Below are 17,661 nucleotides of genomic sequence, written 5' to 3'. Positions count from 1 at the left end.
GTGCGAATGGGGCATCCGCGCGATCCAGGAGACGAACCGTCGACGTTCCCGGCCGATTTCGGCCTGAGGGCACGACTCCAGGCGGCCCAACCACGACTGACGCGCGGCATGGCCAGCCTCGCAGCACTGCTGCTGGAGAACCCGGAGCTACCCATCAACCTCTCGAGTTCTGGCCTGGCTGCCCGGGCTGGGGTCTCACCGCCCACACTGAGCCGGTTCTGCAAGGTTCTCGGCTATGGCGGCTACCTCCAACTACGAGTCGGAGCAGCGGCCGATGTCGGTCGTTCCGTCGCACAAGACGGCCTGGCCGGCGAGCCCGGAGCCATGGTGCACCCGGAGATGGACGACCAAGAGCTGCTGAAGACCTTTCTCTCGACTCACGTCCAAGCGCTGCAGGCCTCGGCCGACCTCACTGACCTACGTCAGGTCCGCGAGGCGGCGCAGCTGATCGCCGAGAGCTCGCGGGTGGACGTCTACGGCGTCGGCGGATCAGGTTCGGTGGCCAGCGGGCTCGTGGAGCGGCTGTTTCAGGTCGGCATCAACGCACGCAGCTGGTCCGACCTGCACATGGGAGCGATGAGCGCAGCCTGTTTGAGCAGTTCGTCCGTCGCCGTGGGCGTCTCCAACTCGGGCGTGACAACCGAGACGATCACGATGCTGACCGTAGCCCGCGACGCCGGTGCGGCAACCATCGCCATCACCAGCGATGACCGTTCACCGCTCGCGGACCTGGCCGACCTGCTCATCCGCACCGCACCACCGGATGACTACCGCGATCTGGGTCAGCTGACCGCCTCGCACACCCAGGTCTTCGCCGCCGACCTGCTCTACCTGCTCGTCTCCTGGCACGACCAGGAACGTTCGCAGGAGCACGCCCGCCGGGCTCGCGAGGCAGTCACCCGGCTCGGCGGGAAACCTGCCCCCGGCGGACCAGCAGCACGCCACCGACCGTGACCATCGCAGCCAGCGCGGCCAGGGCAGCCAGGTCCTGAGCACCGGTGGCAGGCAGACCGTCGTTCGAGCCACCGCCGGTCACGGGACCGCCGTCCTCGCCATCGGCCGGCTGCTGCGACGGTGAACCCGTGGGTTCCTCACCCGGCCCGGTGGGCTGCTCCGTGGGCTGCTCGGTCGGAGGCTCCGTGGGCTCAGGCTCCTGCAGGTCATCCGTCGCGATCCGGTAGAGCACACCCTCCCCGGGGGCGAAACTCCGCTCCAGCACTGCCGTAGCTCCGTCTCCCGTCGCTAGGTCGAACACAGAACCGAGCGAACCGTCAGCGCGGCTCACCTCCTGCAGCCTCGTCTGCGGGTCGGTGAACGCGAGCGCAGCGTCCTGACCATCCGTGAAGCTGTTGTTCACCACGAACAGGTACTCATCACCGTTCGTGCGGTCGACCATGTGCGAGAGCACCAGGTCACCTTCGCTCTGTGGCTGGACGAAGAAACCCTCCGGCACGGGCTGCTGACCATGGGTGTTCCCCGCCAGGTACACCTCCCGGGCATCCAATCGCATGAGCGTCGGGCCGAGGGCGTGGATCTGCGCGTTGAGCTCACGGACCGGGCCATACAGGTCGGTCGGCCGTCCGTCTGCGGTCATGATCGCATCGGTGAACGGCTCACCCCGGTCGGTCGGCGTCCACCAGGTGAAGTAGGACAGCTGCTTGTACCCGTACGCCATGGCGAGGTTCGCCTCGTAGGTGATCTCGGTGGGGTTGGTACGACGGTAGGCGCCCGGGATCCCGACGCTCTGCAGGTACATGGCGGTCTTGATGTCGTACTCGAGGCCCACCTCGCGCACCGTGTCGAGGTTGGTGAACAGTCCCTCGTAGTTCGTGCCCTCGATCAGGAAGGGATACAGGTCATACATGAGGTAGTCGGGTTCATCGATCGCGTGCGGTGCAGTGGCATCGAGCCAGGCCCACATCGCGGCATCGCTCTGATCGGCGCCGCCGTAATAGCCGTAGGGGAAGAAGTTGAGGTGCGGGTAGTACTCCGGAGCAGCATCGCGGATGCCGTTGAATGCGGTGGCGTACTGCGTCGCGTCAGCGGGCTCGTCGATCAGGTAGAAGCCACCCACTCCGGGCACGTTGGTATAGCTCTGCGCCCAGTCGCCGGCCTCTTGCTCCGACCAGGTGGTGAACGCACCGGTGGCCGACTGATCCTGGACGATGGTCTGCATCCCACGCTCGTGAGAGAGGCGGGCCATCTCCAGATTGATCTCCCGCGTGGCCGTCAGCTGCGAAGCCTGCACGATGTCGATCCCGGCGTCGGCGAGATAGTCGTACTGCTCGTCGTTGACGTACTCGGGCAGCGGGGCCCAGAAGACGGTGATCGCGAAGTCGTCACCGATGCGTTCGACGTCGGCTGCGACCTCCACCGGCACGCTCAGCGTGGTCTCACCGGCCACCAACGTGATAGTCGCCTGCCCCGGTGCGACGGCGGTGATCGTGCCGTCGGCGCCGACGGTGGCAACCTCCGGCGCCGAGGAGGTCACGTCGTACTGACCGTCTTCCGCGGTGTCGGCGAACCATGTGTCATCGCTCGCACCCGGCTCCAGCAGCAATGCCGGCTTCACCTGGTTCACACAGCCTGCGCCCTGGCCGTAGACCGCGATCTCGGCGAGCTGGACGAGATAGCCGTCCACGCCGGCGGGTCCGTTGCGGGTGTCCACGAACAGCCGTACGTAGCGGGCCGTGGTCCCAGCCGCCAGGTCAAAGACCTGCGGTTCGGACTGGTTCGGCGGGTTGTCGAGACTCTCGGCGACTGTTGTCCACGTGACAGCGTCGTCGGAAGTCTCGATGCGATAGTCGCGGGGGAAGGACTTGTCTCTCGGGAACACGACCACCCGGGACAGATCCGATGCGCACTGCAGCTGAAGCAGCAGGCTGGCGCTCGTGCTCGGGTCCTGGACGCGCGCGTAGGGATCGGTGCTCCAGCCGCTGGTTCGCCCGGTATCGCCGTCGATGGCGAAGCGTGCCGACCAGGACTCGCCCGGCTGCTCATAGCTGGAGGAGGCGGTGACCGATGCGGTCAGGGAGAGGTTGTCGGTGCCATCTGGCTGATAGTCGGGCGCCTCCTGCCCGATCCCGAAGACGGCGATCTCGGAGAATTGCAGCACCCCGCCCTCACGGGACTGCCGCGTCGTGACGTCGATCCGCACCGCGACGCCTGTCACGGGCCCGTCGAAGTCGACGACGTCGGGCTCACTCACCACCGCTTCGGCGCTGTCCTCGTGCTCGATCCGCTCCTCGACGACGGTCTCGCCCTGGGCGTCGAGCACACTGACGGTGAAGTCGATCGGGTAGTAGACGCCGTAGAAGCCCGGGTCGCCGCGAGGGAAGACCACGACTCTGGACATCTCGGCCTCCTGCGGCAGATCCACCTGGACGAAGCCGCCGGCATCGGGTCCGGTCTCAGCGGCGACCCACACGCCGAGTTCGGGACTGCCCGATTCGCCGTCGTTGAGGACATCCGGAGACGCGCCGCCCTGGGAGCTGCTCACCGTGACGAGACCTGCCAGGGCGAGGTTGGCGGTCCCCTCAGGCGCATAGGAATCCACGGACGTCGGGTCCGGCGCTGCGAATGCAGGTGCGGCAGCACCCACCAGCAACGAGCCCACGAGCGCAGCAATCAGCCCTGTCCCTGCCGCTCTCTTCGATCCGGACACCCGTCGGGTTCGATCCCGCATGAGCCTCTCCCTTGTGACTGTGCTCTCGTGACGCCTTCGCCACTGTCACGATGAGATTAGTGATTGTTCCACGACAATGTCAATTGTGTGAAACACACTTTCATTCCTTGCGAAGCACTCACGTTGCGGAACCGCGCCCAGATCGAGCGGTGGATAAACGAGGACACATCTGCTCCTGGAGGACGCACCAAACGCCACAGGCGTGCCCCACCCTGTCGGATGGGGCACGCCTGCGGATCGGCCGCACCATGGTGCAACCCGTGATCAGGCTCGGGGGAGCGTGATCAGATCTGTCGCCGTCGCACCCCCAGCAGGATGCCTCCGGCCAGCATGAGCAGCGCCGCACCGGCGATCCACCACACCGGTTCGGTGCCCGTGCCCGGCAGGTCACCGGCGCCCGGCTCCGGGTCGAAGACGTTGGTCACCGTGACCGTGGTACCGGCGTCGGCGAGCGTGGTCAGTTCAGCCGAGTCGCCCTCGGTAGTGACCTCCTCACCAGCGGCCGTCACGGTGATCGTGGTCGCGTCCGCACCACCGGTCTCGGACTCGTTCACCACACAGTCGGCGCCGATCGGCAGGTCCTGGTAGGTGACCGTCAGGTCATCTGGAGCCTGCAGTTCACGCACTGCACCACCGGGGATCTCGACGTCGCGTTCCTCGCCGTCCACCATCCAGGAACAGACCAGGGTGACGGCGAAGCTCGCCTCACCGGCAGGCTCACCCTCGATCTGCTTGGTCACCGTCAGTGACGTCACGTCGAAGGTGTTGGTCAGTGTGACCACAGCGGTCTCTTCTCCCACGGTGACCACCCCGTCGGCCGGGAGGATCTGCGTTGCGGTAGCTCCGCCGTCGGCAACCTCGGTCACTACGCACTCCGTGCCCACCAGCAGGTCGCCGATGGTGGCGGCGTAACCGTTCGCAGCATTGAGCTGAATGAGACCGTCGTTCGGCAGCTCGACGCTCACCTGCTCGCCGTCGCGGTCCCAGGTACAGACCGCCTGCGCGGTGAACGGACCGGCGCCATAGAGCTCAGCACCCGGCCCATCGACGACCTTCTCGATGGCGACCTCACCGAGGACGAAGGTGTTCGTGGCGGTCACGCCCACGGTGCCCACGTTCTCGTCGTCGGTCTCCGGGCCCGCGATGGTGACCACACCATCAGCAGGATCGAGCGCCGAGGCGTTCGCTCCCCCGGTCGCGGTCTCGGTGACGACGCACTCGGTGCCGGCCGGGTAGGTGCCGAACGAGCGCTCCCCGCCGGCCGCGAGTTCGAAGGACTCCTCGAGCAGGGTCTGCCCGTCGTAGGTGCAGACGGCCTCGAAACCGAACGGCCCGGTGCCGTACAGGTCGGCCCCGTCTCCTTCGGCAACCTTGGTCACCGACAGCACACCCGCGTCGTACCCGTTGGTCACCTCGACCTCGGCGCCGGTGACATCGACGCCGATCGTGGCCGACCCGTCGCCGTTGTCGGTGACGTTGGTGCCGACGATCACCACCTCGTCCTGGGCGGCGTCGGCTTCGGTGAGCACACAGTCGGAACCAGCAGGAATAGTGCCGGCCGGCGCGTCGAACGTCTCGCCGTCGGCAAGCGTGAACGCGAGCTCCGTCGCGCCGTTGCCGAAGTCGACCGGAACGCCCAGTGCCGTAGTACACGTCAGGGTGAAGTCGAACGGTCCGAGCTCACCGGAGGTGGCCTGGGTGTCGACATTCTTGGTGACGCTGAGGCCGGCGTACTGGTAGTCATTGCCGAGCTGGCCCACCTGAGCAGCAGGAACCTCGTCCTCGGTACCGGTCATCTCGGTGATGTCGAGGGTGACCGAACCCGGTTCCCGGCTGGTCTCGCCGAACTCGCCGACCTCACCCTGCTCGGTGACCACGCACTCTGACCCGAGTGGGATGCCGTCCACCCGGACCGATTCACCGTCGATGAGGGTCAGCGTGGAGTACTCGCCCATGTCGAGCGGCGCTCCTTGCACGGTGCAGACCAGGTCGGCCAGGAACTCCTGCGCGGCGTAGCCGGCAGCGGGGCCGGTCACGTCCTTGACCACCTCGAGCGAGCCCGTACGCAGGTGCACGCCCACGGGGGACGGTGCGAGCCTCTCGTAGCGGTCCTCGCCCGCCACCTGGTACTTGACCCCGAACTGGTTCCACGCGTACGTGTCGGTCACCGGCACGTCCACCGGGGCACCGCTCGGATCGACATCAGTGGCCGGGACGTTCTCGCTGGAGTAGGTCACGTCCACGCCCTGTCCGGGCACGAGAGCACCCGCAGCCGTGGCACTGAAGTCCAGCCAGATCCGCAGGCCGGACACCTGCGAGAGGTCGGTGCCGTCGGTCAGCTCAGTCCACTCCTCACCGCTGGCGGTGCAGGGCTCGGCCGTGGTGACCTCCGACCAGGTGCCCACGCAGACGTCGTCGCTGGTGGTCACCTCGATGACGGTCTCGGTGCCCTCGGGGGCGGTCACCAGCAGGTTGTCCAGCAGCTGCGGCCGGTACACCGAGCCGCGGTCGCTGCCCGCGACCAGGGAGAGGTCCCCGGCCACGGGTAGCTGGTCGAAGACCACCATCTCGGTGATATCGGTGGTGCCGGCGTTCACGGTCTGCAGCACCCAGTCGTCGGTCCCGCCGATCACGCTGTTGGCGGCACACGGTGCGCGGTAGTAGTCGCCGCCGGTGGCCGTCAGCGTCGGCTCGCACAGCCGGTCCACCGAGGAGCTGTGGTGCGCACCCTCCAGCTCCCCGCGCACACCCTTGAGGGTGTAGAGGTTGGTCCCCTGGGCGGGCTGAACGTAGTCGGTGGCGCCACAGGTCGTGGGATCACCGGCCCAGTCGTCGGTGGTGGACCCACCGGAGACGACGTTCTCGCACCGTTCCAGCGTCTGAACGGTGGAGGCGACCATCGTGTTCGTGGTGCGTTCTCCGGAACTCAGGCCCGGCTGAAGTTCGAGCAGCACCCGGATGGTGAACGTCTCCCCCGGCAGCATCCGGTTCTCACCCTCGGGCCAGGTGAAGACCAGCTCCTCACCCTCCTGGGTCAGCGTGACGTCCTCACTGAGCGCGCCGTCGTCGTCGGCGGTGTAGGTGGGCTCGTCGCCGAGGTAGGCGAGGTGCTCCGGGAGTGCATCCCGCACCTCGGTGAGGTCCAGGTATCCGGTTCCGGAGTTGTGCACGGTCAGGTCCCACGGCACCAGGTCGCCCACAGTTGCCGTGCGGTTGCCGTCGTTGGCGAGTTTGTTCACCTCGAGCTCGGCGGTGCCTTCGCTCAGGCCCACGACGGCGTCCGTCGCCTTGGCCTCGGAGCTTTCTCCGTTCAACCGGTCACTGATGACGGTGACGGTGTTGGTCACCTCTCCCTCGAGCTGCACGGCCTCGCCGGAGTCACGGTAGTCCTCGCGCAGCTGCACGGTGAACGCGGCGTTGGCCGACCAGCCCGGCGCCGGCACATCGTCGGAGAAGAACTCGCCGTCTGCGCGGGAGAACGCGAACCGGACACCCTGCACCTCGGTGAGGTCCACATCCGGCAGGGCGGCCGTGTCGATACCGGTAGGCGCGCCGCTCACCCACTCCAGCTCGCCGTCGGTACCGAACGGTCCGTACACCCCGATCGCGACCTGGTCTGCGCCGTCGGGAGCAGTGATCTCCCCGAGGCCGGTGAGGTTGAAGGTGTTCCAGAAGTCCGGCGACGTCGTGACGTCATCGGTGAGGCGCACCTCGGCCGGTGCCAGCGTGCTCACCGGGTCGGTGCCCTGGTCCGCCCCCAGGGTGACCGTGACCGGCTCGTCTCGGGTGGGCTCGGTGAGCGCATCCGGGGAGACCGACTTGGAGGGGGCCACGTTGATGTCCCCGCCGGTGAGCCCGACGGCGGCACTCGCGTTGGCGCCGGTGAGTGCACCGTCGTTGAGCAGCGGGTCGTAGGACTGGGCGAATACCCGGTTCGGGATCTGCAGGTGGTCGTTCGCCGAGAGCACCTGGAGCTCACCGGTAGACCGCAGGGTGGTGCGCAGTTGGGTCTCGAGCACCACGGTGAGCGTGTTGTCTGAGGTGATCGTCGCCAGATCTGCACCGGCGTAGGTCACGCTCAGGCCGATCACATCGGCCAGCTCCTGCGCGGTGCGCGCGGTGGCCTCCTCGGCCGTGACCTGGCTGGTGGTGCCGTCCTCGTGCAGCAGCCACACGACGCTCTCGGCGAGATCCACCTGGTCGGCGATCCCGGCGGAGATGTCGAGACCGGTCAGGTTGAACCGGTCGAACGGACTCCCCTCCCGCAGCCAGTCGATGTCGGCGGTGAACGGGTCGGCGAGGGCACCGGCCTCACTCGCCTCGCTCTGGCAGACGGAGATGCTCTCGGCATCGGTGCATGCGGGCGGGTCCATGAGGCGCACGTAGGAGGCGGGGGTCACCGAGTCGTTACGCGCGGTGAGCGTGAACGTCGCCGTCGGGTAGTCACCGGGCTCGGTGGTGCCTTCCATCGGCACGTATAGCTCGCTGGTGGGATCCACACTCTTGCCGACCTGCACCCCCGGCGGCGTGGTGGTGATGGTGATCACCGCGTTGTCGCTGTCGGTCACGGGGTCGCCCCCGCCGATGGGCGTGCCGGTGACGCTGGTGGTGTTGTCCACCACGCCGGATTCACCGGCGTTGTAGACCGCCTCATCGGTGATCCAGGATCCGTCGGAGCGCAACTGGTCGCGCAGGCGCCAGGTCTGGTCGAAGGTACGGTCGACGCTGCTGGTCGCCACGCCGGTGCCGGGGGTCGGCGCGTACGGGTCGTAGGCACCACCGGCGGTGGCCGCTGCCTCGCGGGCGGCGGTGTTCTCTTCGAGGACGATCCGCATCGCCACCGTGGAGGCCCGCTCGTCCGTGGTGAGGGTGTAGCCCACAAAGGCACCGTTCGACTGCCAGCCGTCCGCTGGCTCGGCCACGGTCTGCCAGCTGGTGCCGTCGTAAAGCTCGACGGCGGTGATGGTGTCGTACTTCAGGAACCAGCCGTTGCTGTACGGCTCGTCACTGCCGGCGATCGGGTCGAGCTGGACCAGGTCGAAGGTGTCGTACACGGTGTCGGACACATCGCCGGGCACGGGCGCGGCGGGGTCGCTGATGACCACCTGCTCGAATCCGGGCGAGACACGCCAGGAGAGGGTGGTACCCGCCTGCTGGTCGGTCTGGGCCGGAATGGTGGCCCGGTCCCAGGACTTGTCGATGCCGACTCCGGGTCCGGGTCCGCCCGGTTGGGGCGCGACGCCGGCGGAGTCGACGTCCTCATCCGTGTCGGTGAGCGGGGTACCCGCCTCGGTCTCACCCGTACCGGTGGTGGTGGCGAGGTTCTCCACGTCCACACCGTCCTCGGTGATCTCACCGCCCGAGCGCAGCGCGTCGCGTGCGGTGGAGACCACGTAGGGGGTCACGGTGGTGTCGGCGGCGAACCCGTCGGCGTTGTCGAAGATGAACCGGATGCCGGTGAGGTCCTCGGTGGTCACGCCGCCGGGGAGCGCGGCGGCGATCTCGGCCTGGCTGAGCGAGGCGAGGAAGGGACCGGCCTGGGCGTCGAAGACGGCCACGGACGTCCAGCTACCGTCGGGCAACTGCACCTCGACGGTCAGGTCGGTGTTGCTCGGCACCTGGGTGGGTGCCACGGAGTCGACGTTGAAGGCGTCCCAGAAGCCGCCGTCACCGGTGAGGGAGTCCTCGACCACGATCTGAGTGGCCGTGACGTAATCCGAGGTGGTGGTCAGGTTCGAGCGCAGTTCGGTGACGACATCCTCACCGGGGCGCACGGTGGCGCCCGGGCGGATCGTCTTGGTGAGTTCGACCTCGACGGCCGGGGCCACCAATGTGAGGTTCGCGTCGTCGCTCGCCTCGGCGGTGCGGTCGTTGAACGTGGTGATGCTGGTGTCGACGGTGTTCGTGGTGGGGAGCGTCTCACCGGTGCTGACGGCAGCCTCGGTCGAGCCGATCACGAAGTCGGCGCTCGTGCTCGCAGCCGGCTCGATCCCGGGTGCGTCGGCTGTGAACACCAGCTCGAAGCCAGAGATCGGCTCGGCCGGCGCGGCAGGTGTCTCGCCGTCAGCGAACGGGATGCTGACCGGGTCGGAACCGTCAAGCGGGTGGTAGATCACCTCGGCGCCGGTGGCGCCCGCCGGCCAGCTGGGTGCCGCCGTGAAGCCATCGAAGGTGAGGTCGGCGGTGAAGTAGTCGAGGTCGGCCAGACGCAGTTCGGCCACCGGGATGTCGGAGGCGTTTGTCCCGGTGAGGGTGGCCTCGGCGCTGTCACCAGCGGCGATCCGGTTCGGGCTGATGTTCTTGCTGGTCTCCACACCCAGGGCCGGCGGGGTCACCGTGTAGCTGGCGTCGGCGGTAGCGGTGGCCGGGTCACGATCGGCGACGGCGGCGCTTCCGACCGTGGTGTTGTCCACTGTGTGCGTGGCCACGGAGAGGTCGTCGCCGGTGTCGCGGTGGGTCTCGCGCAGGGCGAGGTCCAGCTCGACGGCGGAGCTCGCCTGCCGTTCGATCGCCGCACCGGTGTAGGTGATCCGGATACCGGCGACGTCACCGGGGTCGACGCCGACGGGCAGCGCGGGGGTGGCGTCGGGCGTACCGGTCTCCCAGCCGTAGCTGCCGTCGGACTGCAGCACGTACACGTCCACCTGCGCCTGCTCGGCACCGGGGGGCATGGTCGCGGAGAAGCCGTCGGGTCCGGCGAGGTCGGTGAGGGTGAACGGGTTGCTGGGGTCGAGGGAGGTGGCGCCGTCGGGAGCGTTCTGCGGCTCCTGGATGGTGAGGGTTTCGACCGGGCCGTTGGATGTGTTCGTCACGCCGAGGCTGATGGTGGACTCGGCGCCGGGGGTGAAGGTCTCCTCAGCAGGAGCCCAGTCCTTGGTGACGTCGACGTCGAGCACGGACGGGACCATCAGCGTGGTGGTGGCGTCGGAGGAATCCGGGTTGGAGTTGGACGCCTCGGTGGTGGCGGTGTTGGTGAACGCGTACTCGCCCGGGGCCTTCTCCGGTGCCTGGAGGGTGATGCTGACGCTCACGCGGGTGCCGAACTCGAGTCCAGTCCCCTCGGGGTTGGTGCCCTCCTGCTGGAAGTGGATGTCGAGCACCGTGTCATCGGTCAGCACGCTCGGCTGTGAGGTCTCGGCTCCGTCGACGGTCCACGTGACGTCCCGCGGCACGGCGGACGAAGACGGGGTGATGGTCACGTTCTGCAGGGCGTAGCCATCCAGCTCTGCCGGGAACTGGTCCTGCAGGTGCGCCTCGAGGCAGGTCGCCTCGGAGCAGTTCACTTCGATCGTGTAGGTGAACGGCTCATCTACGGAGATCTCGTCCGCACTGACGCGCTTGTCGACGGTCAGGTATTGCGGATCGCCGACGTCCGCGACGGCGGGCGTCGTTCCGGCGATCACCGCACCGCCGGTCAGTAGGAGCGCAAGGGCGCTCGCGAGCACCCGTCGGATACCTCGGTGTGGCGAGTTCGTTGCGCGCAGCACAGTGATGGACCTTCCCCCGGAGAGTGTGGAATGCCCCGCCCGATTGACTGGCTGGGCAGGAGTTAAGGACAGCGTCACACGACTTCTCATTCGTTCAACTACCAGCGAGGGAAGGTGGCAGCAGCGGCCGCGAGGCGCGCTGACCCGCACGATTGCGGGCTAAACGCCACGATTCACGCTCCGGGGACGACCCTCGGATGTGACGAACATGACATCTCCGTGGTAAGGCAATCAGCCGGGGTGATGCGCACGCTGCTGCATGCCCATCGCGTCACACGGAGGCCGCGGGAGCCGTCGCTCGTCGCTGACGCTCCTCTCAAATCCCCTCTGCAGCACGTGATGAAGCCCCGCCCGAAACGCGTGGGCGGGGCTTCATCACAGGGCGGAGACGGTGGGAGCCGTCCCTCGCTGGCGCTCGCTCCTCCCAAATCCCACAAGCCAGATATGTGATGAAGCCCCGCCCGAAACGCGTGGGCGGGGCTTCATCACAGGGCGGAGACGGTGGGATTTGAACCCACGGAAGGGTTGCCCCTTCACATCCTTAGCAGGGATGCGCACTAGACCAGACTATGCGACGTCTCCTAGGTGCCCACCAGGATAACGGGCTCACCGGGATGATGCGAACCACCCCTCCCGAGGCGCCGGGAACGCTGTCATGTCGCCGTCTCCAGGCGGCCCAGACGCACTCGCGCGCCGCCGGCCATACCCGCTCCACCCCCAGCGATCACCACGCACGCCACCTGGGCTGACTCAAGCCATGGCACCCCGAGCAGTGAAGCGAGGAGAGCTCCCATCCCACCCAGCGCCATACCGCGGCCGAACGCGAGATTCACACGTTCGCGGCGCCGTTGCTGAGGCACGGTCCGTTGCCCCGCTGCGCGCTGCTCATGCACCAGCGCAACGATCACCACAGCGACCAAGACCACGAGCGCCACCGCCATCGTCAGCGGTGTCAACCAGGAGGCCCACCACACGACGCCATGGGCCATCCCCGGTGCAACGACCACTCCGGCGGCAAACCTGAACCATTCCCATCCGCGCGGCACGATGGCATCCCTCCTGTCTGCCACCGTACGCCGGAACCTGGCGGAGGGTAAGGGATTCGAACCCTTGGTGCTGTTGAGGCACAACGGTTTTCAAGACCGTCACATTCGGCCGCTCTGTCAACCCTCCTGGTGACCCCATTCTGTCCCACACCGACGAGGAGGCCCAAACCGGTAACCCGACGGCTCCTCTCGCCGGGCCGCTCCGGGTGTGCGCACGCGTGCCGCGTTCGTAGGGTGGAGCCATGCGCGCGATGCTGATCTCCTCCCCCGAGTCCTCGGCCGCCACGCTGACCGGATCCGATGTCCCCACCCTCTCGCCCGGGCCGGGCGAGGTGCTGATCGATGTGGCAGCCGCCGGAGTGAACCGGGCCGACCTGTTGCAGCTCAAAGGTCTGCACCCGCCGCCCGCGGGTGCGCCCGACTGGCCGGGCCTGGAGGTCTCCGGAACGATCGCCACGCTCGGCGACGGCGTCACCGGTCATCACGTGGGCGACCGGGTCTGCGCCCTCGTCGACGGCGGAGGGTACGCCGAGCAGGCGCTCGCCCGTGCCGAGCATCTGCTTCCGGTCCCGGATGGCCTCGACCTCGTCGACGCTGCGGGACTTCCCGAGGCCCTGGCGACACTCTGGTCGAACCTGATCGCAGTCCCCGAGTTGCCTGCCACGGTCGGCCTGGCCCCGCACGCCCTCCCCGGCATCACGAGCCTCGTCCACGGCGGCTCCGGCGGTGTGGGTACCGCCGCGATCCAGGTGCTGACCGCCCTCGGTGCCCGCGTACTCACCACGGCCGGTGGCCCCGACCGCACCGCCCGGTGCGCCGAGCTGGGGGCCCACCGCGCCATCGACCACCGCAACGAGGACTTCGTCGAGATCACGCGCGCCGAGACCGGCGGCGCGGGCGCCGACGTGGTGCTGGACGTCGTCGGGGCGAAGTACCTGCACCAGAACATCGACGTGCTGGCCCCGTTCGGCCACCTCGTGGTCCTCGGCATGCAGAAGGGAGCCACCGGCGAACTGAACCTGGCTCGGCTGCTCACCCGGTGGCTATCGATCCACGGCACGGTGCTGCGCCAGCGCCCAACCGAGCAGAAGACGGCGATCCTCACCGACCTCCGCAAGCGTGCTTGGCCACTGGTCACCGAGGGCAAGGTCCGCCCGGTCGTGCACGCACGGGTGCCACTGGCCGAAGCGGCCGAGGCACACCGAATGATGGCCGAAGGCGAGGTGTTCGGGAAGGTGCTACTCCTCCCCTGAGGCGGGGGAACGCCGTCGGGGGCGCCTGCCGGACACAAGGACCGACCGGATCTCCACCGGGGGTGAAGTTGACGTCGGTTATGGGCCCATCATCGACATCAACTTCACCCCCGGTGGGTGTACGGGCGGCAGTGGGTGTACGGGCGGCAGTGGGAGTACAGCCGGCAGTGGGAGTACGACCGGCAGTGGGAGTACAGCCGGCTCAGCGTCAGTGCGTATCGAGCAAGCCCTGCGCGAGCGCCGGAGCCAGCACCGGGGTCAGGGGCAGGCGCGGGATCAGTGTCGCCTGGACCGCGTGGTACGTGTCCGGCTTCCCGGCCCACACGGTGGCGCTGGGCCCGTTGTCCGGGGCGAGCTCGTGCACCCAGGAGCCGTTCTCGGTGTCGATCAGGTGCACGGCCGCGTACTCCCACCACAGCTGGTACCAGGCGGCGAGGTTCGCGTCCCCAGTCACCCGGTACAGCGCTGCGGCGGCTGCGAGCGCCTCGGTCACCACCCAGTGCATCCGCTCCCGCACAAGTGGCTTGCCGTCCCAGTCGACCGTGTAGACGAAGCCGTCGGCGCCGTCCACATCCCATCCCTCGGTGACGCCGAGGTCGAACAGTGCCTGGGCGCCTTCGAGCATCCAGTCCTCGGCCGAGACACCGCGGGCAGCCCACGCGGCCCGCACGTGCAGCACCAGCCTGGACCACTCGAACCAGTGCCCGATCGTGGCCCCTGCCGGCCGGAAAGGATCGGACGGGGAGTCCATGTTGTAGTCGAGCAGCGGCTGCCAGTTGGCGTCGAAGTGCTCGGGGATCCGCCAGGACTGGTTGCGTGCGAAATCGTCCACCACACGGCGGGAGATGCGGGTGGCCCGCTCGAGCCAGGTGTCGTCGCCGGTCACGTCAGCGGCGGCGAGATAGGCCTCGACGGTGTGCATGTTCGCGTTGACGCCGCGGTAGTCCTCCAGATCGGTGAAAGTCCGGTCGTAGGACTCCACGACCATGCCTTCGTCCTCCCGCCAGAACCGCTGGAGGGAGACGGTCAGGGCTTCCTCCAGCAGTTCCTTGCCACCTGGGCGGCCCGCAGATGCAGCGCTGGCTCCAGCAAGGATCACGAAGGCGTGCGCGTAGGCCGCCTTGGTGTCATCCATCGGCCCGTCCGGACCCACCTGGGCATACCAGCCGCCGTTGACGTCGTCACGGAAGTGCCCGGACAGAGCCCGCAGGCCGTGGTCGACCATCGTGGCCGAACCAGGCCGCCCCAGGAGGGACCCGAGTGCGAAGCAGTGGATCATTCGGCAGGTGAGCCACAGCTGGCTCCCCTCGGCCGGAATCTGCTCGCCTTCGCTGCTGAGGTAGGCGAAACCTTCCTCCACCATCGCGCCGGAAGCGAAGTCCAGCAGGGCATCGGTCTCGTTCTCCAGCCAGCGGGCGTGAGCGGCGTTGGTCAACCAGTTCATACCCGAAGGCTAGTGCTTCTGCTCGTGGGCCTGATCTTCCCCGTCCCCACGAACCGGGAGCAGGCATGATGGTGCCATGGAATCCGCGAGTCGAGACGAGAACATCCCGCCCGACACGGCCGAACAGTCCGCGCACGAGAACGCGAGCGCTGACGAGCCGGATCAGGACCAGACCATCCAAGGGGAGACCGACCGGGACAAGACCGACCAGGACAAGACTGACCAAGGCGTGCCCAGCGAGTCCGAGCAGTCCGAGCAGTCCGTGCAGTCCGAGCAGTCCGATCCCGCCAGTGCTGAGGAGAAGAGCCCTCGCGTGGTCGTCTCCTCCTCCGAAGGCCTGGGCGTCGCCTCCGCCGACGACGCCCGCGACCCCTCCGCCATGGTGGAGGAACCCGCGAAGGTCATGCGCATCGGCACGATGATCAAGCAACTCCTGGACGAGGTGCGGAGCGCCCCGCTGGACGAGGCCGCACGCGAACGCATGGCTGAGATCCACGAACGGTCCCTGCACGAGCTCGAGGACGGACTCAACGAGGACCTCATCGCCGAGCTGCACCGGATCACCCTGCCGTTCACCGACGACCGTGCTCCTTCTGACGCCGAGCTGCGGATCGCCCAGGCGCAGCTGGTGGGCTGGCTCGAGGGCCTGTTCCACGGGATCCAGACGGCGTTGGTGGCCCAGCAGATGGCCGCCCAGAACCAGCTCTCCCAGATGCGCAAGGCACTGCCTCCCGGCGTCCACCCCGGTCAGGCGCTGGGGCTGCAGAAGCAGGAGGGCAGCGAGCCGCACCACGGCACAGGTCAGTACCTGTGATGTCAGTGCCTGTGATGACGGAGCGATCCGGCCCGCGAGGCAGCTAGGGAATCAGATATCCCGCCGCATGCAGCAACTCGTACCACTGCGCCCGCGTCAGCGGGATGTCCGAGCCCTGCGCCGCACCTGTCACCCGCTCCGGCGTGGTGGTACCGAGCACCACCTGCATGCGCGCCGGGTGCCGGGTGATCCAGGCCACCGCGATCGCGATGGGCGGTACCCCGTACTCGGCGGCCAGCCGATCGATCACGGCGTTCAGCTCCGGGTAGCGTTCCGATCCTAGGAACACCCCGTCGAAGAAGCCCGCCTGGAACGGTGACCACGCCTGCAGGGTGATGTCGTGCAGCCGGGAGTACTCGACGAGGCCTCCGCCGTCCCGCACGATCGACTGGTCCTCGCCCTGCATGTTCATCGCCAGCGGCTGCGCCACGATCGGCGAGTGCGTGATCGAGAGCTGGACCTGATTCGCCACCAGCGGCTGCATGACCGCCGTCTTCAGCAGGTCGATCTGACGAGGCGTGTGGTTGGAGACGCCGAAGTGACGCACCTTGCCCGTGGCCTGCAGTTCGTCAAAGGCACGCGCCACCTCCTCCGGTTCCACCAGCGCATCGGGCCGGTGCAGCAACAGGATGTCGAGGTAGTCGGTGCGCAGCGCCCGCAACGACCCCTCCACCTGCGCCACGATGTGCTCGTAGGAGAAATCAAAATGAGTCGGTCGACCGTTCTGCCCCGGCACGATCCCGCACTTGGTCTGGATCGTCAGCTCCTCGCGCTGGGAGCCGGTGAGCTGCATCGCCGCACCGAAGCGTTCCTCGCAGCCGTGGTCACGGCCGTAGATGTCGGCATGGTCGATGAAGTCGATCCCGGCCTCACGCGCGGTGGCCACCAGGGTGCGGATCTCCTCGTCGCTCTTCTCGGCGATCCGCATCAGACCGAGCACCACATTCGGTGCGGTGATCTGGGTACCGGGCAGGGTGAACGTCTTCACGGTGTGCTCCTCGTCGTCGATGAGATCCAGTGTGCAGCAGAACCGGCCGGCGCTGTCATTGGCGCCCTCTGGGCTCAGGCAGCCCTCAGACCAGCGCCGTCAGCACCGGCACCAACCCATCCTCGCTCACCGGCGCTGCGTCGAAGTCGGCGGCCGCCCGGGTATCGGCATCCGCCCCGCCCATCGCCACACCCACCTGAGCCCAGGAGAGCATCTCGATATCGTTGCGCCCATCGCCAGCGGCGAGTGTCGCCGTCGACGGGACGCCCAGGCGCACACGCACCCGCTCCAGCGCAGACGCCTTGGAGACCCCCTCGGGGGCGATGTCCAGCCAGGCGGTCCACCCGACGGCGTAGCTCACCCCGTGCAGGCCCGACCGGTCGACGAGCTCGTGGAAGTCGTCCGATCCCAGGCCCGGAGCCCGGAGCGTCACGCGGGAAGCCGGGGTGGCGCACAGCTCCTCGAAGCCCACCACCCGCAGCTCTCCGGTCAGCTCGCCATCGGGGAACGGCGCCGAGAGCAGGAAGCCACGTCCCAGGTCCTCCACGGCGAAGATGCCCTCCGGCAGGTGCTCACGCAGCAATCGCAGTGTCGGCGCCGGATCGAAGGTGACGACGTCGTCGATCGTGAAACCACCCTCGGCCAGCCGCACGGTCACTGCGCCGTTGGAGCACACCGCCCACGCATCGGTGATCCCGAGTTCCTCAGCCACGGGAAGCACCGCCTGGATGGAGCGCCCGGTGGAGAGCACCACGTGCGCACCGGCCTCACGCAACGCCCCGACGGCGTCGGTCACGTTCGCGCTCAGGCTCTGGTCGTGCCCCAGGATCGTCCCGTCGATGTCGAGCGCCACCAGTTGCTCCGGCGCCTCCCGGAGCCGGGCCAGTGCGGACCTGCCCTCGGGCCCGGTGACCGGCCGCACGCCTGCATCCCGGACGCTCATC

The 17,661-nt window shown here is 68.0% G+C and carries 9 protein-coding genes and 2 tRNA genes; 3 read left to right on the top strand and 8 right to left on the bottom strand.

Annotation, left to right across the window (positions count from 1 at the left end; all coding sequences use genetic code 11):
• Positions 1-6 precede the first annotated feature (6 nt).
• A complete protein-coding gene (locus IM660_RS02595; RefSeq protein ID WP_193497880.1) occupies positions 7-954 on the top strand; it encodes a MurR/RpiR family transcriptional regulator in 948 nt (315 codons plus the stop codon).
• Here the strand turns inward: IM660_RS02595 and IM660_RS02590 are convergent.
• The 5 genes from IM660_RS02590 to IM660_RS02570 form a co-directional block, all read right to left on the bottom strand.
• Positions 896-3,685 (bottom strand): discoidin domain-containing protein, encoded by a 2,790-nt coding sequence (locus IM660_RS02590; RefSeq protein ID WP_193497879.1) that lies wholly within the window; start codon positions 3,683-3,685, stop codon positions 896-898. The genes IM660_RS02595 and IM660_RS02590 overlap by 59 nt on opposite strands.
• Positions 3,686-3,969: 284 nt before the next feature.
• Complete coding sequence (locus IM660_RS02585; protein ID WP_193497878.1) at positions 3,970-11,172, bottom strand: DUF5979 domain-containing protein; 7,203 nt, start codon at positions 11,170-11,172, stop codon at positions 3,970-3,972.
• Positions 11,173-11,665: 493 nt separating this feature from the next.
• A tRNA-Ser gene (locus IM660_RS02580) sits at positions 11,666-11,754 on the bottom strand.
• 71 nt (positions 11,755-11,825) lie between these two features.
• Entirely contained in the window at positions 11,826-12,218 is a 393-nt protein-coding gene (locus IM660_RS02575) for a hypothetical protein (RefSeq protein ID WP_193497877.1), read from the bottom strand.
• A 38-nt stretch (positions 12,219-12,256) separates the two neighbouring features.
• A tRNA-Ser gene (locus IM660_RS02570) sits at positions 12,257-12,345 on the bottom strand.
• Positions 12,346-12,460: 115 nt separating this feature from the next.
• Here IM660_RS02570 and IM660_RS02565 point away from each other — a divergent pair.
• A complete protein-coding gene (locus IM660_RS02565; protein WP_193497876.1) occupies positions 12,461-13,471 on the top strand; it encodes an NAD(P)H-quinone oxidoreductase in 1,011 nt (336 codons plus the stop codon).
• Positions 13,472-13,679: 208 nt separating this feature from the next.
• On the opposite strand, the gene IM660_RS02560 is transcribed toward IM660_RS02565, so the two are convergent.
• The gene (locus tag IM660_RS02560) at positions 13,680-14,915 is read right to left on the bottom strand and encodes an AGE family epimerase/isomerase (protein WP_193497875.1); all 1,236 of its coding nucleotides are present in this window, start codon (positions 14,913-14,915) and stop codon (positions 13,680-13,682) included.
• 229 nt (positions 14,916-15,144) lie between these two features.
• Here IM660_RS02560 and IM660_RS02555 point away from each other — a divergent pair, with 229 nt between their 5' ends.
• Complete coding sequence (locus IM660_RS02555) at positions 15,145-15,729, top strand: bacterial proteasome activator family protein (RefSeq protein WP_425503878.1); 585 nt, start codon at positions 15,145-15,147, stop codon at positions 15,727-15,729.
• A 43-nt stretch (positions 15,730-15,772) separates the two neighbouring features.
• Here the strand turns inward: IM660_RS02555 and IM660_RS02550 are convergent, their stop codons facing one another.
• Both IM660_RS02550 and IM660_RS02545 read right to left on the bottom strand, forming a co-directional pair.
• The gene (locus IM660_RS02550; RefSeq protein ID WP_193497874.1) at positions 15,773-16,717 is read right to left on the bottom strand and encodes an aldo/keto reductase; all 945 of its coding nucleotides are present in this window, start codon (positions 16,715-16,717) and stop codon (positions 15,773-15,775) included.
• Positions 16,718-16,802: 85 nt separating this feature from the next.
• Positions 16,803-17,660 (bottom strand): HAD family hydrolase, encoded by an 858-nt coding sequence (locus IM660_RS02545; protein ID WP_193497873.1) that lies wholly within the window; start codon positions 17,658-17,660, stop codon positions 16,803-16,805.
• Between the last annotated feature and the right edge of the window lies 1 nt (position 17,661).

The sequence above is a fragment of the Ruania alkalisoli genome (assembly GCF_014960965.1).
Lineage (GTDB): Bacteria > Actinomycetota > Actinomycetes > Actinomycetales > Beutenbergiaceae > Ruania > Ruania alkalisoli.
Note: the sequence above shows the minus strand (reverse complement) of the source record. Positions and strands in the feature narration are given on the sequence as shown.